At 55.3% G+C, this 18,486-nt stretch carries 19 protein-coding genes and 1 pseudogene; 17 read left to right on the plus strand and 3 right to left on the minus strand.

What is annotated here, in order from left to right; genetic code table 11:
- From ACIRQ6_RS05195 to ACIRQ6_RS05275, 17 genes and pseudogenes are all read left to right on the plus strand, one after another.
- Positions 1-402: a DUF5333 family protein gene (locus tag ACIRQ6_RS05195; RefSeq protein WP_420863076.1), complete on the plus strand. Its 402-nt coding sequence runs from the start codon at positions 1-3 to the stop codon at positions 400-402.
- Positions 403-461: 59 nt separating this feature from the next.
- Positions 462-536, plus strand: a pseudogene (locus ACIRQ6_RS05200) (hypothetical protein); the annotation flags it as partial.
- The gene (locus ACIRQ6_RS05205) at positions 533-934 is read left to right on the plus strand and encodes a DUF5333 domain-containing protein (RefSeq protein WP_420863077.1); all 402 of its coding nucleotides are present in this window, start codon (positions 533-535) and stop codon (positions 932-934) included. The pseudogene ACIRQ6_RS05200 and the gene ACIRQ6_RS05205, both read left to right, overlap by 4 nt.
- 79 nt (positions 935-1,013) lie before the next feature.
- Complete coding sequence (nuoG, locus tag ACIRQ6_RS05210; RefSeq protein WP_420863078.1) at positions 1,014-3,032, plus strand: NADH-quinone oxidoreductase subunit NuoG; 2,019 nt, start codon at positions 1,014-1,016, stop codon at positions 3,030-3,032.
- Positions 3,033-3,037: 5 nt separating this feature from the next.
- Positions 3,038-3,430, plus strand: coding sequence for a hypothetical protein (locus ACIRQ6_RS05215; protein ID WP_420863079.1), 393 nt, complete (start codon positions 3,038-3,040; stop codon positions 3,428-3,430).
- A gap of 6 nt (positions 3,431-3,436) precedes the next feature.
- Positions 3,437-4,471, plus strand: a complete 1,035-nt coding sequence (gene nuoH / locus ACIRQ6_RS05220; protein ID WP_420863080.1) for an NADH-quinone oxidoreductase subunit NuoH — start codon at positions 3,437-3,439, stop codon at positions 4,469-4,471.
- A gap of 3 nt (positions 4,472-4,474) precedes the next feature.
- Positions 4,475-4,966 (plus strand): NADH-quinone oxidoreductase subunit NuoI, encoded by a 492-nt coding sequence (gene nuoI, locus ACIRQ6_RS05225; RefSeq protein ID WP_420863081.1) that lies wholly within the window; start codon positions 4,475-4,477, stop codon positions 4,964-4,966.
- Positions 4,963-5,364, plus strand: a complete 402-nt coding sequence (locus ACIRQ6_RS05230; protein ID WP_420863082.1) for a carboxymuconolactone decarboxylase family protein — start codon at positions 4,963-4,965, stop codon at positions 5,362-5,364. The genes nuoI and ACIRQ6_RS05230 overlap by 4 nt, the downstream gene beginning before the upstream one ends.
- Positions 5,361-5,762 (plus strand): carboxymuconolactone decarboxylase family protein, encoded by a 402-nt coding sequence (locus tag ACIRQ6_RS05235; protein ID WP_420863083.1) that lies wholly within the window; start codon positions 5,361-5,363, stop codon positions 5,760-5,762. Before ACIRQ6_RS05230 ends, ACIRQ6_RS05235 begins: the two co-directional genes overlap by 4 nt.
- Complete coding sequence (locus tag ACIRQ6_RS05240) at positions 5,759-6,364, plus strand: NADH-quinone oxidoreductase subunit J (protein ID WP_420863084.1); 606 nt, start codon at positions 5,759-5,761, stop codon at positions 6,362-6,364. The genes ACIRQ6_RS05235 and ACIRQ6_RS05240 overlap by 4 nt, the downstream gene beginning before the upstream one ends.
- 137 nt (positions 6,365-6,501) lie before the next feature.
- On the plus strand, positions 6,502-6,807 hold the full coding sequence (gene nuoK / locus ACIRQ6_RS05245; protein WP_420863085.1) for an NADH-quinone oxidoreductase subunit NuoK: 306 nt from the start codon (positions 6,502-6,504) through the stop codon (positions 6,805-6,807).
- Positions 6,808-6,811: 4 nt separating this feature from the next.
- Positions 6,812-8,902 (plus strand): NADH-quinone oxidoreductase subunit L, encoded by a 2,091-nt coding sequence (gene nuoL, locus ACIRQ6_RS05250; RefSeq protein WP_420863086.1) that lies wholly within the window; start codon positions 6,812-6,814, stop codon positions 8,900-8,902.
- Positions 8,902-10,443: an NADH-quinone oxidoreductase subunit M gene (locus ACIRQ6_RS05255; protein WP_420863087.1), complete on the plus strand. Its 1,542-nt coding sequence runs from the start codon at positions 8,902-8,904 to the stop codon at positions 10,441-10,443. The genes nuoL and ACIRQ6_RS05255 overlap by 1 nt, the downstream gene beginning before the upstream one ends.
- 12 nt (positions 10,444-10,455) lie before the next feature.
- Positions 10,456-11,895: an NADH-quinone oxidoreductase subunit NuoN gene (gene nuoN, locus ACIRQ6_RS05260; protein ID WP_420863088.1), complete on the plus strand. Its 1,440-nt coding sequence runs from the start codon at positions 10,456-10,458 to the stop codon at positions 11,893-11,895.
- On the plus strand, positions 11,855-12,649 hold the full coding sequence (locus ACIRQ6_RS05265) for a biotin--[acetyl-CoA-carboxylase] ligase (protein ID WP_420863089.1): 795 nt from the start codon (positions 11,855-11,857) through the stop codon (positions 12,647-12,649). The genes nuoN and ACIRQ6_RS05265 overlap by 41 nt, the downstream gene beginning before the upstream one ends.
- Positions 12,650-12,661: 12 nt before the next feature.
- Positions 12,662-13,432 carry a type III pantothenate kinase gene (locus ACIRQ6_RS05270; protein WP_420863090.1) on the plus strand — a complete coding sequence of 257 codons (771 nt, stop codon included), beginning with the start codon at positions 12,662-12,664 and terminating at the stop codon, positions 13,430-13,432.
- 9 nt (positions 13,433-13,441) lie between these two features.
- Positions 13,442-15,109, plus strand: coding sequence for a ribonuclease J (locus tag ACIRQ6_RS05275; protein ID WP_420863091.1), 1,668 nt, complete (start codon positions 13,442-13,444; stop codon positions 15,107-15,109).
- Here ACIRQ6_RS05275 and ACIRQ6_RS05280 read toward each other — a convergent pair.
- The 3 genes from ACIRQ6_RS05280 to ACIRQ6_RS05290 all read right to left on the minus strand — a co-directional run bounded on the left by ACIRQ6_RS05280 (position 15,093) and on the right by ACIRQ6_RS05290 (position 18,470).
- Entirely contained in the window at positions 15,093-16,160 is a 1,068-nt protein-coding gene (locus tag ACIRQ6_RS05280) for an acyltransferase family protein (protein ID WP_420863092.1), read from the minus strand. The two genes, ACIRQ6_RS05275 and ACIRQ6_RS05280, sit on opposite strands and share 17 nt — an antisense overlap.
- Positions 16,157-17,587, minus strand: coding sequence for a DEAD/DEAH box helicase (locus ACIRQ6_RS05285; protein ID WP_420863093.1), 1,431 nt, complete (start codon positions 17,585-17,587; stop codon positions 16,157-16,159). The genes ACIRQ6_RS05280 and ACIRQ6_RS05285 overlap by 4 nt, the downstream gene beginning before the upstream one ends.
- 136 nt (positions 17,588-17,723) lie before the next feature.
- A complete protein-coding gene (locus ACIRQ6_RS05290) occupies positions 17,724-18,470 on the minus strand; it encodes a hypothetical protein (protein WP_420863094.1) in 747 nt (248 codons plus the stop codon).
- Between the last annotated feature and the right edge of the window lie 16 nt (positions 18,471-18,486).

Consider the following 18,486-nt stretch of genomic DNA (forward strand, 5'->3'; position numbering starts at 1 on the left):
ATGCGGGGATTGGGCGCGGTCTTGGTGATGTTGGTGTCTTCTGGCACGGCTTTTGCACAGGATCGTCCAGCGCCTGATTATTTCCTGCAGACGCTGACGGATCTTAATCTGGCGCAGGCGTTGGCCACGCAGTGCCAAGAGCTGAGCATTGATCCCGCAGCCGCACAGATGCGCACGGATGATGTGTTGGACCAGCTTGAAGCAGATGGGTTTGATCGCAATGATCCGGTCAGCCAAATGGCCGACGCATCTGTGGCACTGGGCCAATTGCAAGACGCGTTTGTGACACGGCATAGCTTGGCCGGGGCGGACCGGACGGCCTATTGTGCTGCAGGTCAGCAAGATGTGGAAGCGGCAATAGGGCCAGGTCAGTTTCTGGTGAAAATCGTTGCGCAAAACTAGGTTGATTTCCCCTAAAATCGCGCGAGTTCAGGGGTGATATTGCATAACAAAGGGGCAGATCCTTAGCTAAAGGGGATCGGGGCTTGCCAAAATGGCCTGCACCAAAGCCCCCCGTTAAGGAGTTGAGCAAATGAAATTTATAGCACCCATTGTCGTTGCGATGACGCTTACGGCCAGCCCATTGGCCGCTGCTACGCCTTTGAACCAAGACACTCATATTAAAAACTCGCTTTTGGCAGCTGCTGTGGGCGATGAAATCCGCAAAAACTGCGATGCAATTTCGGCGCGGATGTTGGTTGTGTTCAGCAAAACAAAGGCGCTTGAGCGCTATGCCTTGGATCAAGGACATTCTGAGGACGACATTAAGGCGTTCTTAAAGGATAAGACCGAACGTAAGCGCATGGAAGCGTTGCGCGATGCTTATTTGAAAAATGGTGGTGTGACCAAAGGAGATAGTGCATCTTACTGCGCTTTGGGGCAAAAAGAGATTGCAGCGGATAGCCTTACAGGGCAATTACTGCGCTCAAGATAGATCGGCCTCAGCCAGGTCGGTCAGGGAACACATAATGTGGATCGCAAGTGGGACGCTGCTTGTGGGATAAGGACGACAGATGACCGACCTGCGCAAAGTTATCATTGATGGAAATGAAGTTGAGGTAGACGGGGCTATGACCCTGATCCAAGCCTGTGAAGAGGCCGGGATCGAGGTGCCGCGTTTTTGCTATCACGAACGTCTTTCGATTGCCGGTAACTGCCGGATGTGTTTGGTCGAAGTTGTGGGTGGTCCGCCCAAGCCAGCCGCCTCTTGTGCGATGCAGGTCAAAGATTTGCGCCCCGGACCCGAAGGCCAGCCGCCTGTGGTGAAAACCAATTCGCCCATGGTCAAAAAGGCCCGTGAGGGGGTGATGGAATTTTTGCTGATCAACCACCCGCTGGATTGTCCGATTTGCGACCAAGGCGGCGAATGCGATTTGCAGGATCAGGCCATGGCCTACGGCGTGGATTTCAGCCGTTTCCGCGAACCCAAGCGTGCCACAGATGATCTGGATCTTGGTCCATTGGTCGAGACGCACATGACCCGCTGTATTTCGTGCACGCGCTGTGTGCGTTTTACTTCTGAAGTGGCCGGGATCACACAGATGGGCCAAACCGGCCGCGGTGAGGATGCCGAGATTACCAGCTATTTGGGCGAAACACTCGACAGCAATTTGCAAGGCAACATCATTGATCTGTGCCCTGTTGGGGCTTTGGTGTCGAAACCCTATGCCTTTACTGCGCGTCCGTGGGAGCTGACGAAAACAGAATCCATCGACGTGATGGATGCCCTCGGCAGCAATATCCGGATCGATACCAAAGGCCGCGAAGTGATGCGTTTCTTGCCGCGCAACCATGATGGTGTGAACGAGGAATGGATTTCGGACAAAACCCGTTTTGTTTGGGACGGCCTGCGCCGTCAACGCTTGGACACGCCTTATGTCCGCGAAAACGGTAAGCTGCGCAAAGCTGGCTGGGGCGAGGCCCTTGGGGCTGCTGCAGCTGCGATGAAGGGCAAGAAAGTTGCTGGTCTGGTTGGTGATTTGGCCCCTGTTGAGGCGGTATTTGCCCTAAAACAAATGGTTGAGGGGCTGGGTGGCACTGTTGAGTGTCGCACAGACAATGCCAAACTGCCTGTGGGCAACCGGTCGGCCTATGTGGGGACCGCTACGATCGAAGATCTTGATGACGCACAGAAAATCCTTCTGGTCGGCACAAATCCCAGAGTTGAAGCCCCTGTATTGAACGCTCGCCTGCGCAAGGCATGGACGCAGGGTGCTGATGTCACGCTGGTCGGTGAGGCCGTGGATCTAACCTATGACTATGAACATATGGGTACGGACCGGGCAGCGCTTGAACATGTGGCTGGCCTCGACATGTCTGACTTGAAAGACAAAAATGCGGTCGTGATTGTGGGCCAAGGCGCGCTGCAAGAGGCTGATGGCGAAGCTGTCTTGGCCTTGGTGCAACAGATTTGCGAAAAATCGGGCGGCAAGATGCTGGTGCTGCACACTGCCGCTGCCCGTGTTGGCGCAATGGATGTGGGCGCCGTCACCGAGGGCGGTCTGAAAGCCGCCGTTGATGGGGCCGAAGTGATCTATAACCTTGGGGCCGACGAAGTTGAGATCGAAAGCGACGCCTTTGTGATCTATCAGGGCAGCCATGGGGATCGTGGGGCGCACCGTGCTGACGTGATCCTGCCTGGGGCTGCCTACACCGAAGAGCAAGGCCTGTTCGTCAATACAGAAGGGCGGCCACAATTGGCCCTGCGCGCGGGCTTTGCCCCTGGTGAGGCCAAGGAAAACTGGGCGATTTTGCGCGCCTTGTCCGCCGAGTTGGGAACAACACTGCCCTTCGACAATCTGGCTGCGCTGCGCACGGCCTTGGTGGCCCAAGCGCCGCATCTGGCCAAAATTGATGATGTGCCAGAAAACCCATGGCAGGCATTGCCTGTGAAAAAGCCCGGGAAAGCGGATTTCCGCAATGCAGTAACGGATTTTTATCTAACAAACCCTATCGCTCGAGCGAGCCAGTTGATGGCAGAGTTGAGTGCGGGGGCAAAAGCCCGCAGTGAGACAAAGATTGCAGCGGAGTAAGGGCAATGCGGGGCATCACCCTTATGCTAGGAACAGTGGCTTTGGTCGGATGTGCGCCCGCTGAACCAGTGGAGGAGGCCCGTGCGTTTTCGCCGGTTTACCAAGGAATCAGTACGTCGCTTTTGGATGGGGATTTGGTGCAGTTTAACGTGGCTATGACCGGTGCGCGCGATGAAAGCGACGCTGCGGCCTACGCGGAATGTGCTGCCAGCCAATATGCCTTGATCCGGGGCTATGGATTTGCGCGATTGGTGCGCACAAACGTATACAAAGAGGGTGGTGTTTCGCGCGCAGATGCGGTTTACACCATATCGCCAACATTGCCACGCGGGACCAAGACAATTGACGCCGAAGTCAAGGTCGCGGACTGTGCGGCGCAAGGGATACCGACTGTGTGAGGATGAATGGCTGAGTTTTTGACAACGAACGCCGGGATCGCCCTGATTATTGCCGCGCAATGCTTGGCAGTGATCGCTTTTGTGATGATCTCGCTTCTTTTTTTGGTCTACGGTGACCGTAAAATTTGGGCGGCTGTCCAAATGCGGCGCGGTCCAAACGTGGTTGGGGTCTTTGGCCTCCTGCAAACTGTCGCTGATGCGCTGAAATATGTGGTGAAGGAAATTGTGGTTCCGGCTGGTTCGGACAAAGCGGTGTTCCTGCTGGCCCCCTTGATCAGTTTTGTTTTGGCCTTGATCGCCTGGGCGGTGATCCCGTTCAACGACACATGGGTTTTGGCCGACATCAACGTGGCCATTTTGTACGTTTTCGCCATTGGATCGCTGGAAGTGTACGGCGTGATCATGGGCGGATGGGCGTCAAACTCGAAATATCCGTTCTTGGGCTCGCTGCGGTCTGCTGCGCAGATGATTTCCTACGAGGTCAGCATCGGCTTGATCATCGTCGGCGTGATCATCTCGACCTCGTCGCTGAACTTTGGCGCCATTGTTGCAGCCCAAGACACCGCTTATGGGTTCTTTGGCTGGTATTGGCTGCCGCATTTCCCGATGGTGTTCTTGTTCTTTATCAGCGCCTTGGCCGAGACCAATCGCCCACCATTCGACCTACCCGAAGCGGAATCCGAATTGGTTGCGGGCTATCAGGTTGAATATTCATCCACCCCGTTTTTGCTGTTCATGGCTGGTGAGTACATCGCGATCTTCTTGATGTGCGCTTTGATGAGTTTGCTGTTCTTTGGCGGCTGGCTGTCACCGTTCCCGTTCTTGCCCGATGGCCCGTTGTGGATGGTCGGCAAGATGGCGTTCTTCTTCTTTATGATCGCCATGGTGAAGGCCATCGTGCCGCGCTACCGCTATGACCAATTGATGCGCTTGGGTTGGAAAGTGTTCCTGCCGTTCTCGCTGGCATGGGTCGTGTTTGTGGCGTTTGCTGCGAAATTCGGGTGGTTCTGGGGTATCTATGCCCGCTGGGTAGGAGCGTAAGAAATGGCTACAAACTATGTACGTCGCGCCAAGTACTTTTTGCTGTTGGACTTTTTCAAAGGGTTCAAGTTGGGGTTCAAATACTTCTTTGCGCCCAAGGCCACACTGAACTACCCCCATGAAAAGGGGCCTTTGTCGCCGCGGTTCCGGGGCGAGCACGCGTTGCGGCGCTATCCCAACGGCGAAGAGCGCTGCATTGCGTGCAAGTTGTGCGAGGCTGTCTGTCCGGCACAAGCCATCACTATTGACGCCGAACCGCGAGATGATGGCAGCCGCCGCACCACACGCTATGACATCGACATGACCAAATGTATCTATTGCGGCTTCTGTCAGGAAGCTTGCCCTGTGGATGCCATTGTCGAAGGCCCGAATTTCGAGTTTTCAACGGAAACCCGCGAAGAGCTGTACTACGACAAGAACAAGCTGCTGGAAAACGGCGACCGTTGGGAAGCCGAGATCGCGCGTAACTTGGAAATGGATGCGCCTTACCGATGAGCCCGGCTACGGATCATATCAACACCTATGCACGGGGCAAAGCCCTGTCGGAAGCCGTGAACCCCGGCATGGAGGACGCATTGCGCGGCCGCTATGACGCGTTGGTGCCGGGCCTGTCGGAAACGATTGTGGATGTGGCCTATGGCAAGTTTTATGCCCGAGACGGCGTCGATGAAAAGACACGTTTGTTGGCAACGATTGCTGCGTTGACAGCTTTGGGGGGCCAGACCCGTCCGCAGCTCAAGATCAACATTGCCAGCGCGTTAAGCGTGGGGGCAACGCCGCAAGAGATCTCGGAGATTATCTTTCAGATGACGCTCTACGGGGGCTTTCCAGCGATGATCAATGCGCTGAATGCGGCCATAGAAGTCTTTGATGAACAAGGAGTTGCCGCATGAGCGTGAACCCCTTCGAAGAGATGATGCGTCAAGCGCAGGAAATGATGGCCTCGGCCAATCCCAAAATGGCCGAGATGATGCCCAAGGGCCTCGAAGACTTTATGCCTGTGATGCCAAAAGAGATGCTTGAGACGTTCTTTGGCAAAGGCATGAACCCGGGTGGCTTGGACAGCAAGACCCGGTTGCTGCTGACCCTTGCTGGTTTGGTGGCCTCTGGTGCCGATCAGGAACTGGCGATCAAGATGGCGGTAAAACACGCGATCGAAGCAGGGGCCACGGGCCAAGAAATTATCGAAACCATCAGCCAAATGGTCGTGTTCGGTGGTCCAAATGCGATGACCACGGCCATGACCATTGCCAAATCGGTGATGGATGAAACAAAGGAAGATGACGCATGACAGTTGCTGCATTTGCATTCTACCTGTTCGCAATCACCACCGTTTTCGGGGGACTGTTCACAGTGATCAGCCGCAACCCCGTGCATTCGGTCTTGTGGTTGATCCTTGCGTTCCTGTCATCTGCCGGGCTGTTTGTATTGCTGGGCGCTGAATTTGTAGCGATGCTGTTGATCATCGTGTACGTGGGCGCCGTGGCGGTTTTGTTCCTGTTTGTAGTGATGATGCTGGACGTGGATTTTGCCGAACTTAAGGCTGAAATGGCTAAATATGTACCGCTGGCCATGCTTATTGGCGTGGTTTTGTTGATGCAATTGGCGATTGCCTTTGGCGCTTGGGAATTCTCGGAAGGCTTCGAGACCCGCGTTGCGGCCGCACCGGGGGATGCCCATAACACGGCCGCTTTGGGTTTGTTGCTTTATGATGAGTATATTTACCTCTTCCAAGCCGCAGGATTGATCCTGTTGGTGGCGATGATTGGTGCGATTGTTTTGACCCTGCGCCACCGCGAGGATGTCAAACGTCAGGATATCGTCAGCCAGATCATGCGTGATCCGGCAGAACAAATGGAATTGAAGGATGTCAAACCGGGGCAAGGCCTGTGATCTGGCTGATCATCGGGGTTGCTATGATTGTGTTTGGTATGCTGCTGAAACGACGCCTGAAGGGCAAAGATGACTAACCCTGCAAAGGGTCACTACCACTGCCTCGCTGAACCAGCTTGGGGAAGGATACGGGAACTATGATCGGACTAGAACATTACCTGACAGTGGCAGCGGCCCTGTTTGTGATCGGCATCTTTGGCCTGTTTCTGAACCGCAAGAACGTGATTATTCTGCTGATGTCGGTGGAATTGATGCTGCTGGCGGTGAACATCAATCTAGTGGCATTTTCCAGTTTCTTGGGGGATTTGGTCGGGCAGGTGTTTACCTTGTTTGTCCTGACGGTTGCAGCGGCTGAAGCGGCCATTGGGCTGGCGATTTTGGTCTGTTTCTTCCGGACCCGCGGAACCATCGCCGTCGAAGACGCCAATGTGATGAAGGGCTAAGATCATGGAAACCATCATCCTCTTTGCCCCTCTGGTTGGCGCGCTGATTTGTGGCTTTGGCTGGAAGTTTATCGGCCAAGTGGCAGCGCAATCTGTGGCCACGGGCCTGTTGTTTTTGGCCGCGATCTTGTCTTGGATCGTGTTCCTGACCCATGACGGTCAGACGGAAAGCATCCAGATCCTGCGCTGGATCGAAAGTGGCACGCTAAGCACCGATTGGGGCATCCGAATGGATCGCCTGACAGCGACAATGTTGATTGTGATCAACACTGTGTCAGCGCTCGTGCATCTGTATTCCTTTGGCTATATGGCCCACGACGAGAACTTCCGCGAAGGCGAGGTCTACCGCCCACGTTTCTTTGCCTATCTGTCGTTCTTTACCTTTGCGATGTTGATGCTGGTGACCTCTGACAACCTTGTGCAGATGTTCTTTGGTTGGGAGGGGGTCGGCGTGGCCTCGTATCTTTTGATCAACTTCTACTACCGCAAACCATCGGCAAATGCCGCCGCGATGAAGGCGTTTATCGTCAACCGCGTGGGTGATTTTGGTTTTGCCTTGGGGATTTTCGGCCTTTATTTCCTCGTGGATAGCATCAAGTTTGACGACATTTTCGCCGCTGTTCCACAGATTGCTGAGACGCAAATGACCTTCCTTTGGGGCGAATGGAACGCGGCCAATGTACTGGCCATCCTATTGTTCATTGGGGCCATGGGTAAATCGGCCCAGTTGATCCTGCACACATGGTTGCCCGACGCGATGGAAGGCCCGACGCCCGTGTCCGCGCTGATTCACGCGGCCACCATGGTCACGGCCGGTGTGTTCTTGGTTTGCCGCATGTCACCACTGATGGAATATGCGCCAGCCGCGACCAATTTCATTGTCATCCTTGGCGCCACAACAGCGTTTTTCGCAGCGACTGTGGGCCTTGTGCAAAACGATATCAAGCGCGTGATCGCCTATTCGACCTGCTCGCAGCTGGGGTATATGTTCGTGGCCGCAGGCGTTGGCGTCTATTCCGTGGCGATGTTCCACTTGCTGACCCACGCGTTCTTTAAAGCCATGTTGTTCTTGGGCGCGGGCAGCGTCATCCACGCCATGCACCACGAGCAAGATATGCGCAACTACGGCGGTTTGCGCAAAAAGATCCCGCTGACCTTTTGGGCGATGATGATCGGCACCTTGGCCATCACCGGTGTTGGTATTCCGCTGACCCATATTGGATTTGCAGGCTTCCTGTCGAAAGATGCCGTGATCGAAAGCGCCTATGTGGGCTCGCAATATGCCTTCTGGATGTTGGTGATCGCAGCGGCCATGACCAGTTTTTACAGCTGGCGTTTGATGTTCCTGACATTCTACGGAAAGCCGCGCGGCGACAAGCACACGCATGAACATGCGCACGAAAGCCCGTGGACCATGACAGCCCCCTTGGCAGTGTTGGCGGTTGGCGCGATTTTCTCGGGCATGGTGTTTTACAAGCCGTTCTTTGGCGACGAGACAGCCGTCAACAAATTCTTTGGCATCCCAACGGCCGAGGCCCATGCATCCGTTTCTGAGCCTGCGATTAAATTGGTAGGTACTGCCCATGCCGCGACCGAAACTAAGGACGACGACCACGGTGCGGACAAAGTCGCAGCCAAACCAGGGCAGGGCGCGATCCATATGGGGCCAGACAATCATGTGCTGCACGATGCGCACTATGTGGCCAAATGGGTCAAAGTGAGCCCGTTTATTGCGATGCTGCTTGGGTTTGCCTTGGCGTGGCTGATGTATATCCGCAGGCCTGATCTGCCCGGTAAACTGGCCGAAAGCCAACAACCGCTTTATCAGTTCCTGTTGAACAAATGGTATTTCGACGAGATCTACAATTTCCTCTTTGTGAACCCCGCCAAATCCCTTGGCCGTATCCTGTGGAAACGTGGCGACACGGCTGTGATTGACGGCGGCATCAACGGTCTTGCCATGGGTATCGTGCCGTTCTTTACCCGTCTCGCGGGGCGTGCCCAGTCGGGCTATATCTTTACCTACGCGTTTGCCATGGTCATCGGGATTGTTGTCCTGATCACTTGGATGACGCTCATGTCGGGGGCCAACTGATGGACAACCTTCTTTCCATCGTCACCTTCTTGCCACTTCTGGGTGCGTTGATTTTGGCTGTGTTGTTACGCGGCGAGGATGCGGCTGCCAATCGCAATGCCAAATGGGTGGCCCTGTGGACGACCTTGGCCACATTCCTGATGTCGATCTTTATTCTGACCGGGTTTGATCCAAGCAACACGGATTTCCAGTTCGTCGAAGAACATGAATGGCTGATGGGCCTGCAATATAAGTTGGGCGTTGATGGGATCAGCGTACTGTTTGTGATGCTGACGACCTTCTTGATGCCGATCACGATTGGGGCCTGCTGGACGGTTGAGACCCGCGTCAAAGAGTACATGATCGCCTTCTTGGTGCTAGAGACCCTGATGTTGGGTGTGTTTATGGCGCTGGATCTGGTCCTGTTCTACTTGTTCTTTGAGGCAGGCCTGATCCCGATGTTCCTGATCATTGGCATTTGGGGGGGGGCGAACCGGATCTATGCCAGCTTCAAGTTCTTCCTGTATACGTTCTTGGGCTCGGTTCTGATGTTGGTCGCTATGGTCGCTATGTATGCAGACGCAGGCACCACGGATATTCCAACCTTGCTGAACCACACCTTTGGATCCGAGACATTCAGCCTGATGGGCTTCCAGATTATTGGTGGCGCGCAGACCCTGATGTGGGTTGCGTTTTTTGCCAGCTTTGCGGTGAAAATGCCGATGTGGCCCGTGCACACATGGCTGCCCGACGCCCACGTGCAAGCGCCCACTGCAGGCTCGGTCGTGTTGGCGGCGATCCTGTTGAAGATGGGGGGCTACGGCTTTTTGCGCTTTAGCTTGCCGATGTTCCCAGTGGCGTCGGATCTACTGGCACCTTTGGTCTTGTGGATGTCGGCCATTGCGATTGTCTACACTTCGCTGGTGGCTTTGGTCCAAGAGGACATGAAAAAGCTGATCGCTTACTCATCCGTTGCGCACATGGGGTTTGTGACCATGGGCATTTTTTCCGCCAACCAACAGGGCGTGGATGGCGCGATTTTCCAGATGATCAGCCACGGCTTTATTTCAGGCGCCTTGTTCCTTTGCGTGGGCGTGATCTATGACCGGATGCACACCCGCGAGATTGACGCCTATGGCGGCCTTGTGAACCGGATGCCGGCCTATGCGCTGATCTTTATGTTGTTCACTATGGCCAACGTAGGCTTGCCGGGCACGTCTGGATTTGTCGGTGAATTCCTGACCCTTATGGGCGTGTTCCAAGTCAACACATGGGTGGCGGCAGTGGCCACAACCGGTGTGATCTTGTCGGCGGGCTATGCGCTGTGGCTCTACCGCCGTGTGGTCATGGGCGATCTGATCAAGGAAAGCCTGAAATCGATTACGGATATGGACCGCCGCGAGCGCATTATCTTTGCGCCTTTGGTCGTCATGACCTTGCTTTTGGGGGTCTACCCGGTGCTGGTCACGGATATCATCGGGCCATCGGTGGCCGCATTGGTCAGCAACTACGACACAGCTGTGGCGGCTTTCGAAGCCAGTACGCAGCTTGCAGAAAACTAAGGAATTGGGGCTATGATCCAAGCGGATATCAACATCATCCTGCCGGAACTGGCATTGGCTGTTTATGCGATGCTGGCCTTAATTGCCTTGGTCTACACGGGCAAAGACAGCATGGCGCGCTTGTCGCTTTGGGTGACCTCGGGCGTGTTTGTCGTACTGGCCGCATGGATCGGATTTTTGCCAGCAGGGACGAACACGGCCTTTAACGGCATGTTTGTCGATGATGGCTTTGCCCGATTTGCGAAGGTCGTAATCCTGTTGTCGTCGGCTGCGATTTTGCTGATGTCCGAAAACTATATGGCCCAACGTGACCTGTTGCGGTTTGAGTACCCGTTGCTGGTGGCCTTGTCGGTTGTTGGTATGATGATGATGGTCTCTAGCGGGGACCTTATGGCGCTTTATATGGGCCTCGAGCTGCAATCGCTGGCCTTGTATGTGGTGGCCACACTGCGGCGCGATAGTGCGAAATCAACCGAGGCTGGTCTCAAGTACTTCGTTTTGGGCGCACTGTCCTCGGGTCTGTTGCTTTATGGTGCGTCGTTGATCTACGGCTTTGCAGGCACCACGCAGTTTGCAGGCATTATCGAAACCGCCCATGAGGGTCACATGCCCTTGGGGCTGATCTTTGGCTTGGTCTTTTTGATTGCAGGGCTTGCGTTCAAAGTCTCGGCGGCCCCGTTTCATATGTGGACACCAGATGTCTACGAAGGCGCGCCCACTCCAATCACTGCCTTCTTCGCAACTGCGCCCAAAGTGGCGGCCATGGGGCTGTTTGCCCGTGTGGTGCACGACGCGTTCGGGGATGCCGTAGCGGACTGGCAACAAATCGTGGCGTTCCTCAGTGTTGTTTCAATGTTCTTGGGGGCTGTGGCCGCGATCGGTCAGCACAATATCAAACGCCTGATGGCCTATTCGTCGATCGCCCATATGGGCTTTGCCCTGATGGGTTTGGCGGCGGGCACCGCGTTGGGTGTCGAGGCAATGCTGGTCTATATGGCCATCTATGTGACCATGAACATCGGCACCTTTGCCTTTATCATGAGCATGGAAAAGGACGGGCAACCGGTCACGGATATCGCCTCGCTGAACATGCTGTCCAAACGTGAACCGCTCAAGGCGCTGGCGATGTTGGTATTGATGTTCTCGCTGGCTGGCGTGCCGCCTTTGGTGGGCTTCTTTGGTAAGTTCTACGTTTTGCGTGCGGCCTATGACGCTGGCCTTGGCTGGTTGGCTGTAGCCGGTGTGATTGCCTCGGTGATCGGAGCATTTTACTATCTGCGCATCGTCTACTTTATGTATTTCGGGACCGAGAACGACGGTTTGGACACTTCCAACAACCCTGTTTTGTGGGGGGCTTTGATGGCCTCGGCTGCAATCATGGTTTTGGGTGTGATCAACCTTTTTGGTGTCGATGGCGTGGCCCAAGTGGCGGCGGCCACACTTGTCAACTGATCCAGCGGCGTCGGCGCACTGGCCCCAAGGGGTTGATTGCGTTGTTCTGGACGAGGTCGACAGCACTATGGCGGAGGCACGGCGACGGGCCCCCACCATCACAGCCCCGTTGTGGATCCTTGCAAACGCTCAGACAGCAGCCCATGGGCGGCGCGGGCGGGCATGGGCCAATCCCAAGGGAAACTTTGCTGCGACTTTGGTGATGCCAGTCTCGGGCCCGCCAGCGGATTGGGCCTTGCGCAGTTTTTCCATGGCCATCGCCCTGCGCTATACTTTGGCGATGTGCGTGTCGCCGGACAGCCTCACGTTGAAATGGCCCAATGATGTGCTGATTTCAGGCGGAAAGGTGGCTGGTATCTTGCTCGAGACGTCGGGTACGCCACAACAGGGCCAGTGTTTGTCCATCGGTGTTGGCGTCAACCTGATTAAAGCCCCAATGCCCCAAGATGTGGAAGAGGGTGCCTTCCGCCCTGTGGCCGTTGCAGAGCATGGCACACCCCATGGACCAGAGGATTTTTTGATTTGGTTGGCAAACCATTTTGCAACCGCAGAAGATCAATTTAACACGTTCGGTTTTGACATCATCCGCAAACTTTGGCTGCGCAATGCAGCCCGATTGGGTGAGGTGATCACGGCAAGAACCGCCCGGGACCAGATCACTGGCACCTTCGAAACAGTGGACGCGGCGGGAAATCTGGTCTTAAAGACCTCCAAAGGGGTTCATGCGATCCCCGCAGCAGACGTTTATTTCTAAGGAACGCACCCTATGCTTTTGGCGATTGATTGCGGCAACACAAACACGGTTTTCTCGATCTGGGATGGCAGTGCCTTTATTGGCACGTGGCGCACCGCAACAGAGCATCAGCGCACCGCGGATCAATACTATGTCTGGCTGTCGTCCTTGCTGCATTTCCAAAAGATCGATGCGGATATTGACGAGGTCATCATCAGCTCGACCGTGCCGCGGGTGGTGTTCAATTTGCGTGTGTTCTCGGACAGGTATTTCAATTGCCGCCCGTGGGTTGTGGGCAAGCCGGACTGTAAGTTGCCTGTGGATGTGCGCGTAGATGAGGGGACGCAAGTGGGGCCTGACCGCCTTGTAAATACTGTGGCGGGCTATGATTTGTATGGGGGCGATTTGATCGTCGTTGATTTCGGCACAGCCACGACGTTTGATGTGGTGGCGGCGGACGGGGCCTATGTGGGCGGGGTGATCGCACCCGGTGTGAATCTCAGTTTGCAAGCCTTGCACGAGGCCGCGGCGGCCTTGCCCCATGTGGATGTCACCAAACCTGATCACGTGGTGGGCACAAATACTGTGGCTTGCATGCAATCAGGTGTCTTTTGGGGTTATGTCGGCCTGATCAATGGCATATGTGACCAAATTAAGCGGGAGCGAGATCGCCCGATGAAAGTGATCTCAACAGGGGGGCTGGCGCCGTTGTTTCAACAAGGCCACGCCCTATTTGACCATTTCGAAGATGATTTGACGATGCATGGCCTGACGGTCATCCATGCGTTCAACAAAGAAAGCTAAAAGCAAAAGATGAGCACGAGTAGATTAATGTACCTGCCCCTCGGGGGAGCGGGTGAAATTGGAATGAATTGTTACGTGTACGGCTATGGGCCTGCGGACAAAGAGCGGCTGATCGTCGTGGATTTGGGCGTCGCCTTTCCGGATATGGACAGCACGCCGGGGGTTGATTTAATCCTGCCCGATGTGGCGTGGCTTGAGGCGCGCAAAGCGCAGATTGAGGCGATTTTTATCACCCACGCCCATGAGGATCACGTCGGTGCCGTGGGCCATTTGTTCGAACGGCTCGGCGCGCCTATTTACGCGCGGGCATTTACGGCCAATATCGCGCGCCGCAAGTTGGATGAATACGGGGTGCCAGAGGGGGCAGTGACGACCCTATCGCCTTATCCCGAAACAGTTGAAGTGGGACCATTCACGGTCGGGTTTGTTCCAATCTCGCACTCGATCCCCGAAAGCAGTGGTTTGGTCATCGACACGCCCGAGGGCCGCGTGTTGCACACTGGTGATTTCAAAATCGACACCAATCCCATCGTGGGCGAAGCCTTTGATGCAGATCTTTGGGCCAGCTTGGCCAAGGACGGTGTGCGCGCCTTGGTCTGCGACAGCACCAATGTGTTTTCCAAGGCCGAAGGGCGCTCGGAATCCACTGTTGGACCCGAAATCGAGACTATGATGCGCGAAGCCTCGGGCATGGTCGTGGCCACGACTTTTGCCTCCAATATTGCGCGGTTGCAGACCTTGGCCAGTGCAGCCAAGCGGGCGGGACGGTCGGTTTGCCTGTTGGGCCGTTCCATGCGCCGCATGGTCGAAGCCGCCACCGACGTGGGCATCTTGGGTGATTTCCCATCTGTGGTCAGCGTTGAGGATGCCCGTGAAATTCCACGCGAAAACCTGATGCTGTTGGTCACTGGGTCCCAAGGGGAACGCCGTGCTGCCAGCGCCCAATTGGCGCGAGGCAAATACCTTGGCCTCAGCATGGCTGAGGGCGACACGTTCCTGTTTTCCTCCAAAACCATCCCAGGTAACGAGCGTGGCGTGATCCAGATCATGAATGCGTTTTCTGAAATGGGCGTTGATGTGGTTTATGATGACGAGGGCAAATACCACGTTTCGGGCCATGCGAACCGGCCCGATTTGCTGACGATGCATCAGTTGACCAAGCCGCAAATTCTGGTCCCAATGCACGGCGAACATCGCCATTTGCGAGAGCACGCCAAGCTTGGCAAAGCTGGTGGCATCGACAGCATTGTCGCAGTGAACGGGATGATGATCGACCTGAGTGGCAACGCGCCGACTGTCGCCGAGTACATCGAGTCCGGTCGCACTTATCTGGATGGATCAGTGCAGGTTGGTGCCTTTGATGGAATCGTGCGCGACAGGATCCGTATGGCCCTGAACGGTCATGTGGTGGCGACGCTGATCCTTGATGAAAACGACGATCCACTGGGCGATCCATGGTGCGAGATCAAAGGGATTGCCGAAATGGGCAGTTCTGACGCGCCGTTGGTCGATGTTTTGGAGCATGATTTGGGGCAGATGATCAATCGGGCCAATGACAAAACGCTGGCCGATGATGATAAGCTTGAAGAACAGATCAAACGCACTGTGCGTCAAACCACCCAAGCCGAGATCGGCAAGAAGGTGGAAGTGACTGTGGTGATCAGCCGCTTGGCTTAGATCGCCGAAAGCTGCTTTTGATGGCCGCGGTCGCGCGTGGTTCAAACCATAGTGCAATGGCTACGGCCAACAGGATCATGGCCAGCGTTGCCAGTAGCGTGGCGCTGGCTTGATCCAATCCACGTTCGGTGCCGATGTTGATTGCAAAATAACCAAGGTTTTGGTGCAGCAAATATAGCGGATAACTGGCAGCACCCAGAACCGTGGCAAGGTGGCCAAGACGGTTTGGAACCTTCAGACGGATGGCCCCTTGGAAGATCAGAATGGCCAGGCAGGGGATCGCAACTGCTGTCAAAATCAATCCTGTGGACAAAAACAGCACATCTTTGCTGGCTGCGATTTCGGTGAAAACTCCAAAGATCGCCAGTAGGCAATGAAGGCCAAAGACGAGGCCCAACCAAGTGGTCCAACCGGTTTCGCGCGCTTGATAAAACACCATACCGATTGCGAAAAACGGCAGGAAAGGGAAGAGCAGGATATCGAGTTTGAACAGCTCAAACCCCGCGATTTCCAACAGCGCCCCAGCCAAGGCGACTAAGGTCATGAACGGCAGGGCGGACTTGAGTTGGCCCATGGCGATCAGAAGGCCGATTGCGATGTAAAACCGCCATTCATAGACCAAGGACCAATAGCTGGGATCGATCAGGTTGCCGCCCCATGCGACCCCAATAAAGGAAATCGATTTGGCCCAGTAAATTGCGATCAATCCCATTGGGGCATCGCTGAAATTCAGAAACCCAAGAAATGTCAGAGTACTACACAGCGCCAGCGCGGGAAACAGGCGTGCAAAGCGCGCAAGGGCAAAGGCCCCAAGCGTTCGATTTTGCGCCGTCATAGCAATGACAAACCCGCTGATGATGAAAAAGACAGGGACGGCAAAGCGGCCAAAAACCAAAGGTTCGAACCAGACAGGGGTGCCATCAAGGTAGTCAAACCGCGGCCCATAATATCCGTAATGATACATCAAAACAGCCAGAGCCAGCACAAAACGGAGGATTTCCAGCCCTAAGGCCCGTTGTTGCGGGACCCTAGCGTCGGACGTACCACTCATCTATTGCGGCGCTCTTCAAAGCTGAAGGCGATAAAGCCGGGCAGGTGATCGCCCATGCCCACGGGTGTTTTGGAATTGCTGGCCCCGCGACTGCTTGAACTGCGCGAGCGGCTGGATTTCGCAGCGGGCTCGGTGCGCGGTTTCGCCTCGCGTTTGGGGTCTAAACTGGCTTCGGCCTTTGGTTCTTGCTTTGGCTCAGATTTTGCGTCTGCCTTAGGCGCTGTGGCGGCCTTTGGTTTCGGCTCGGCCTTTGGTTGAGGCGCGGGTTTTTCAGAGGTTTTGATAGGATTGTCGAGGCGTGGGATTTCGATTTTTACCAGCCGTTCCACATCAGCAAAGTTTTTTTCGTCACGTGGGCTGCAGATCATCATCGCAGTGCCCTTTTTCCCGGCGCGACCGGTTCGTCCGATCCGGTGGACGTAGTCTTCGGCGTGGCTGGGCACATCAAAGTTGAACACGTGGCTCACGTCAGGGATGTCGAGACCGCGCGCGGCCACATCTGAGGCGCACAAAAAGCGCAGGCTGCCATTGCGGAAGGCCTCGAGGGTTTCCATCCGCTTGCTTTGGTCCAGATCCCCGTGGATTGGTGCCGCGTTATAGCCGTATTTTTTCAAAGACTTAGCGGTGATATCCACGTCTGTTTTTCGGTTGCAAAAGATGATGCCGTTTTTGCAGTTCTCGCCCTCGGCCTCGATCAGGCCACGCAGGACTTTGCGCTTTTCGCTGCCTTCGCGATCTTTGCGCGAGGGTTTGAACATCACCACACCTTGGGCGATGTTTTCCGATGTGGTCGCGGCGCGGGCCACTTCGATTTTTTCTGGGTTCGACAGGAACGTGTTGGTGATCCGTTCGATTTCGGGGGCCATTGTGGCGCTGAAAAACAGGGTTTGGCGGGTGAACGGCGTCATTTGGAAGATACGTTCGATATCGGGAATAAAGCCCATATCCAGCATCCGGTCGGCCTCATCCACAACCATTACTTTTACGTCCGACAAGATCAATTTGCCGCGCTCAAAGTGGTCCAACAGGCGACCCGGTGTCGCGATTAAAACGTCAACACCGCGGTCGATGAGCTGGTCTTGTTCCTTGAATGAAACGCCACCGATCAGCAGGGCCTTGGTCAGTTTCGTGTATTTGGCATAAACGTCGAAGTTTTCCGCGACCTGGGCTGCCAGTTCCCGCGTCGGGGCCAAAACCAGCGAGCGCGGCATGCGTGCCCGTGCACGGCCACGGCCCAGAAGGGTAATCATCGGCAGGGTGAAGCTGGCGGTTTTGCCGGTCCCGGTTTGGGCGATCCCCAAAACATCTTTTCCGTCAAGGGCAGGCGGAATGGCCCCTGCCTGAATGGGGGTGGGCGTATCATAGCCCGCGTCAACGATTGCTTTTTGGACTTTGCTGTCCAATTTCAAGTCGGTAAATTTTGTCATTTGCGTCCATATACAGTGCAGCTGGGCTGCGAATGGGCGCAAGTCTGGCGCGCCCGCGGCGTCGGTGATATGGCCTTACCGGATCACGCTGCACGGGTCAATCAAAGCCCCCGTGATCCAGAGTATTTTCTCAACATTAACGGGTGTTTCGGCGTCTTTGTTTACGTTTGCGCAACAGTTGCATTCGGCGGAAAACATTTCGGTCATCTGCGTTCAGATCGTTGAGCAATTTAAGGGCAGCTGGGCCTGCAATTGGATCCGCTTGGGCGTCTTTCCACAGGCGCAACAGGACATTGCGATCCAGATCGCCTTTGGTCAGGGAATAGCGCCCCATATCTACCCCAAGGTTTTGACGTTTTTGAGGCTTGCCGTCCGAGGGCTGGTCTAGCGGTTGCCCAGTAAAACTGCGTTCGGCCTCGTAGAATTTCATCGTGCCCCAAAGAATTGTGATGCCATTGCCGAGGCGGCGCTGGCTTTCAGTTGCGCCGTGATCAGCAAAGGTCGTGAGCGCCGACAGGATCCAACGATTGGTGTGGTGGGTCAGAAGAAAATCGCTATGCGTGCGCCAAAGCTCGAGAAACATTTGTTGGGCTTTGGCCGGGGGCGCGTCACGGCGCAGGATCGCGATGACAAGCGCATGCAGCAGTAGCAGTGAGGATTGACCCTGAAATTCTGCCTCAAGCTCGTGCAATTTGTCTTGGATCGTTAGCAGTTTCTCGCCAGGTTGCCCTGTGATTTCAACGGTTTGCTGTGAAAGGTGCTGGAAGTCAGTGGTCACGGCGCCAAGGAACGCCTCGGCGCCTGCGTAGTGCTGCGAACGCCCCGATGCACGCTTTAGAAGCCGTTCGAAACCGCCTGAATAGGTATCTCGCGTCTTGCCCATGGGGTGCGTGCCTTAG

This window comes from Algirhabdus cladophorae, from assembly GCF_044772865.1.
Taxonomy (GTDB): Bacteria; Pseudomonadota; Alphaproteobacteria; order Rhodobacterales; family Rhodobacteraceae; genus Algirhabdus; species Algirhabdus cladophorae.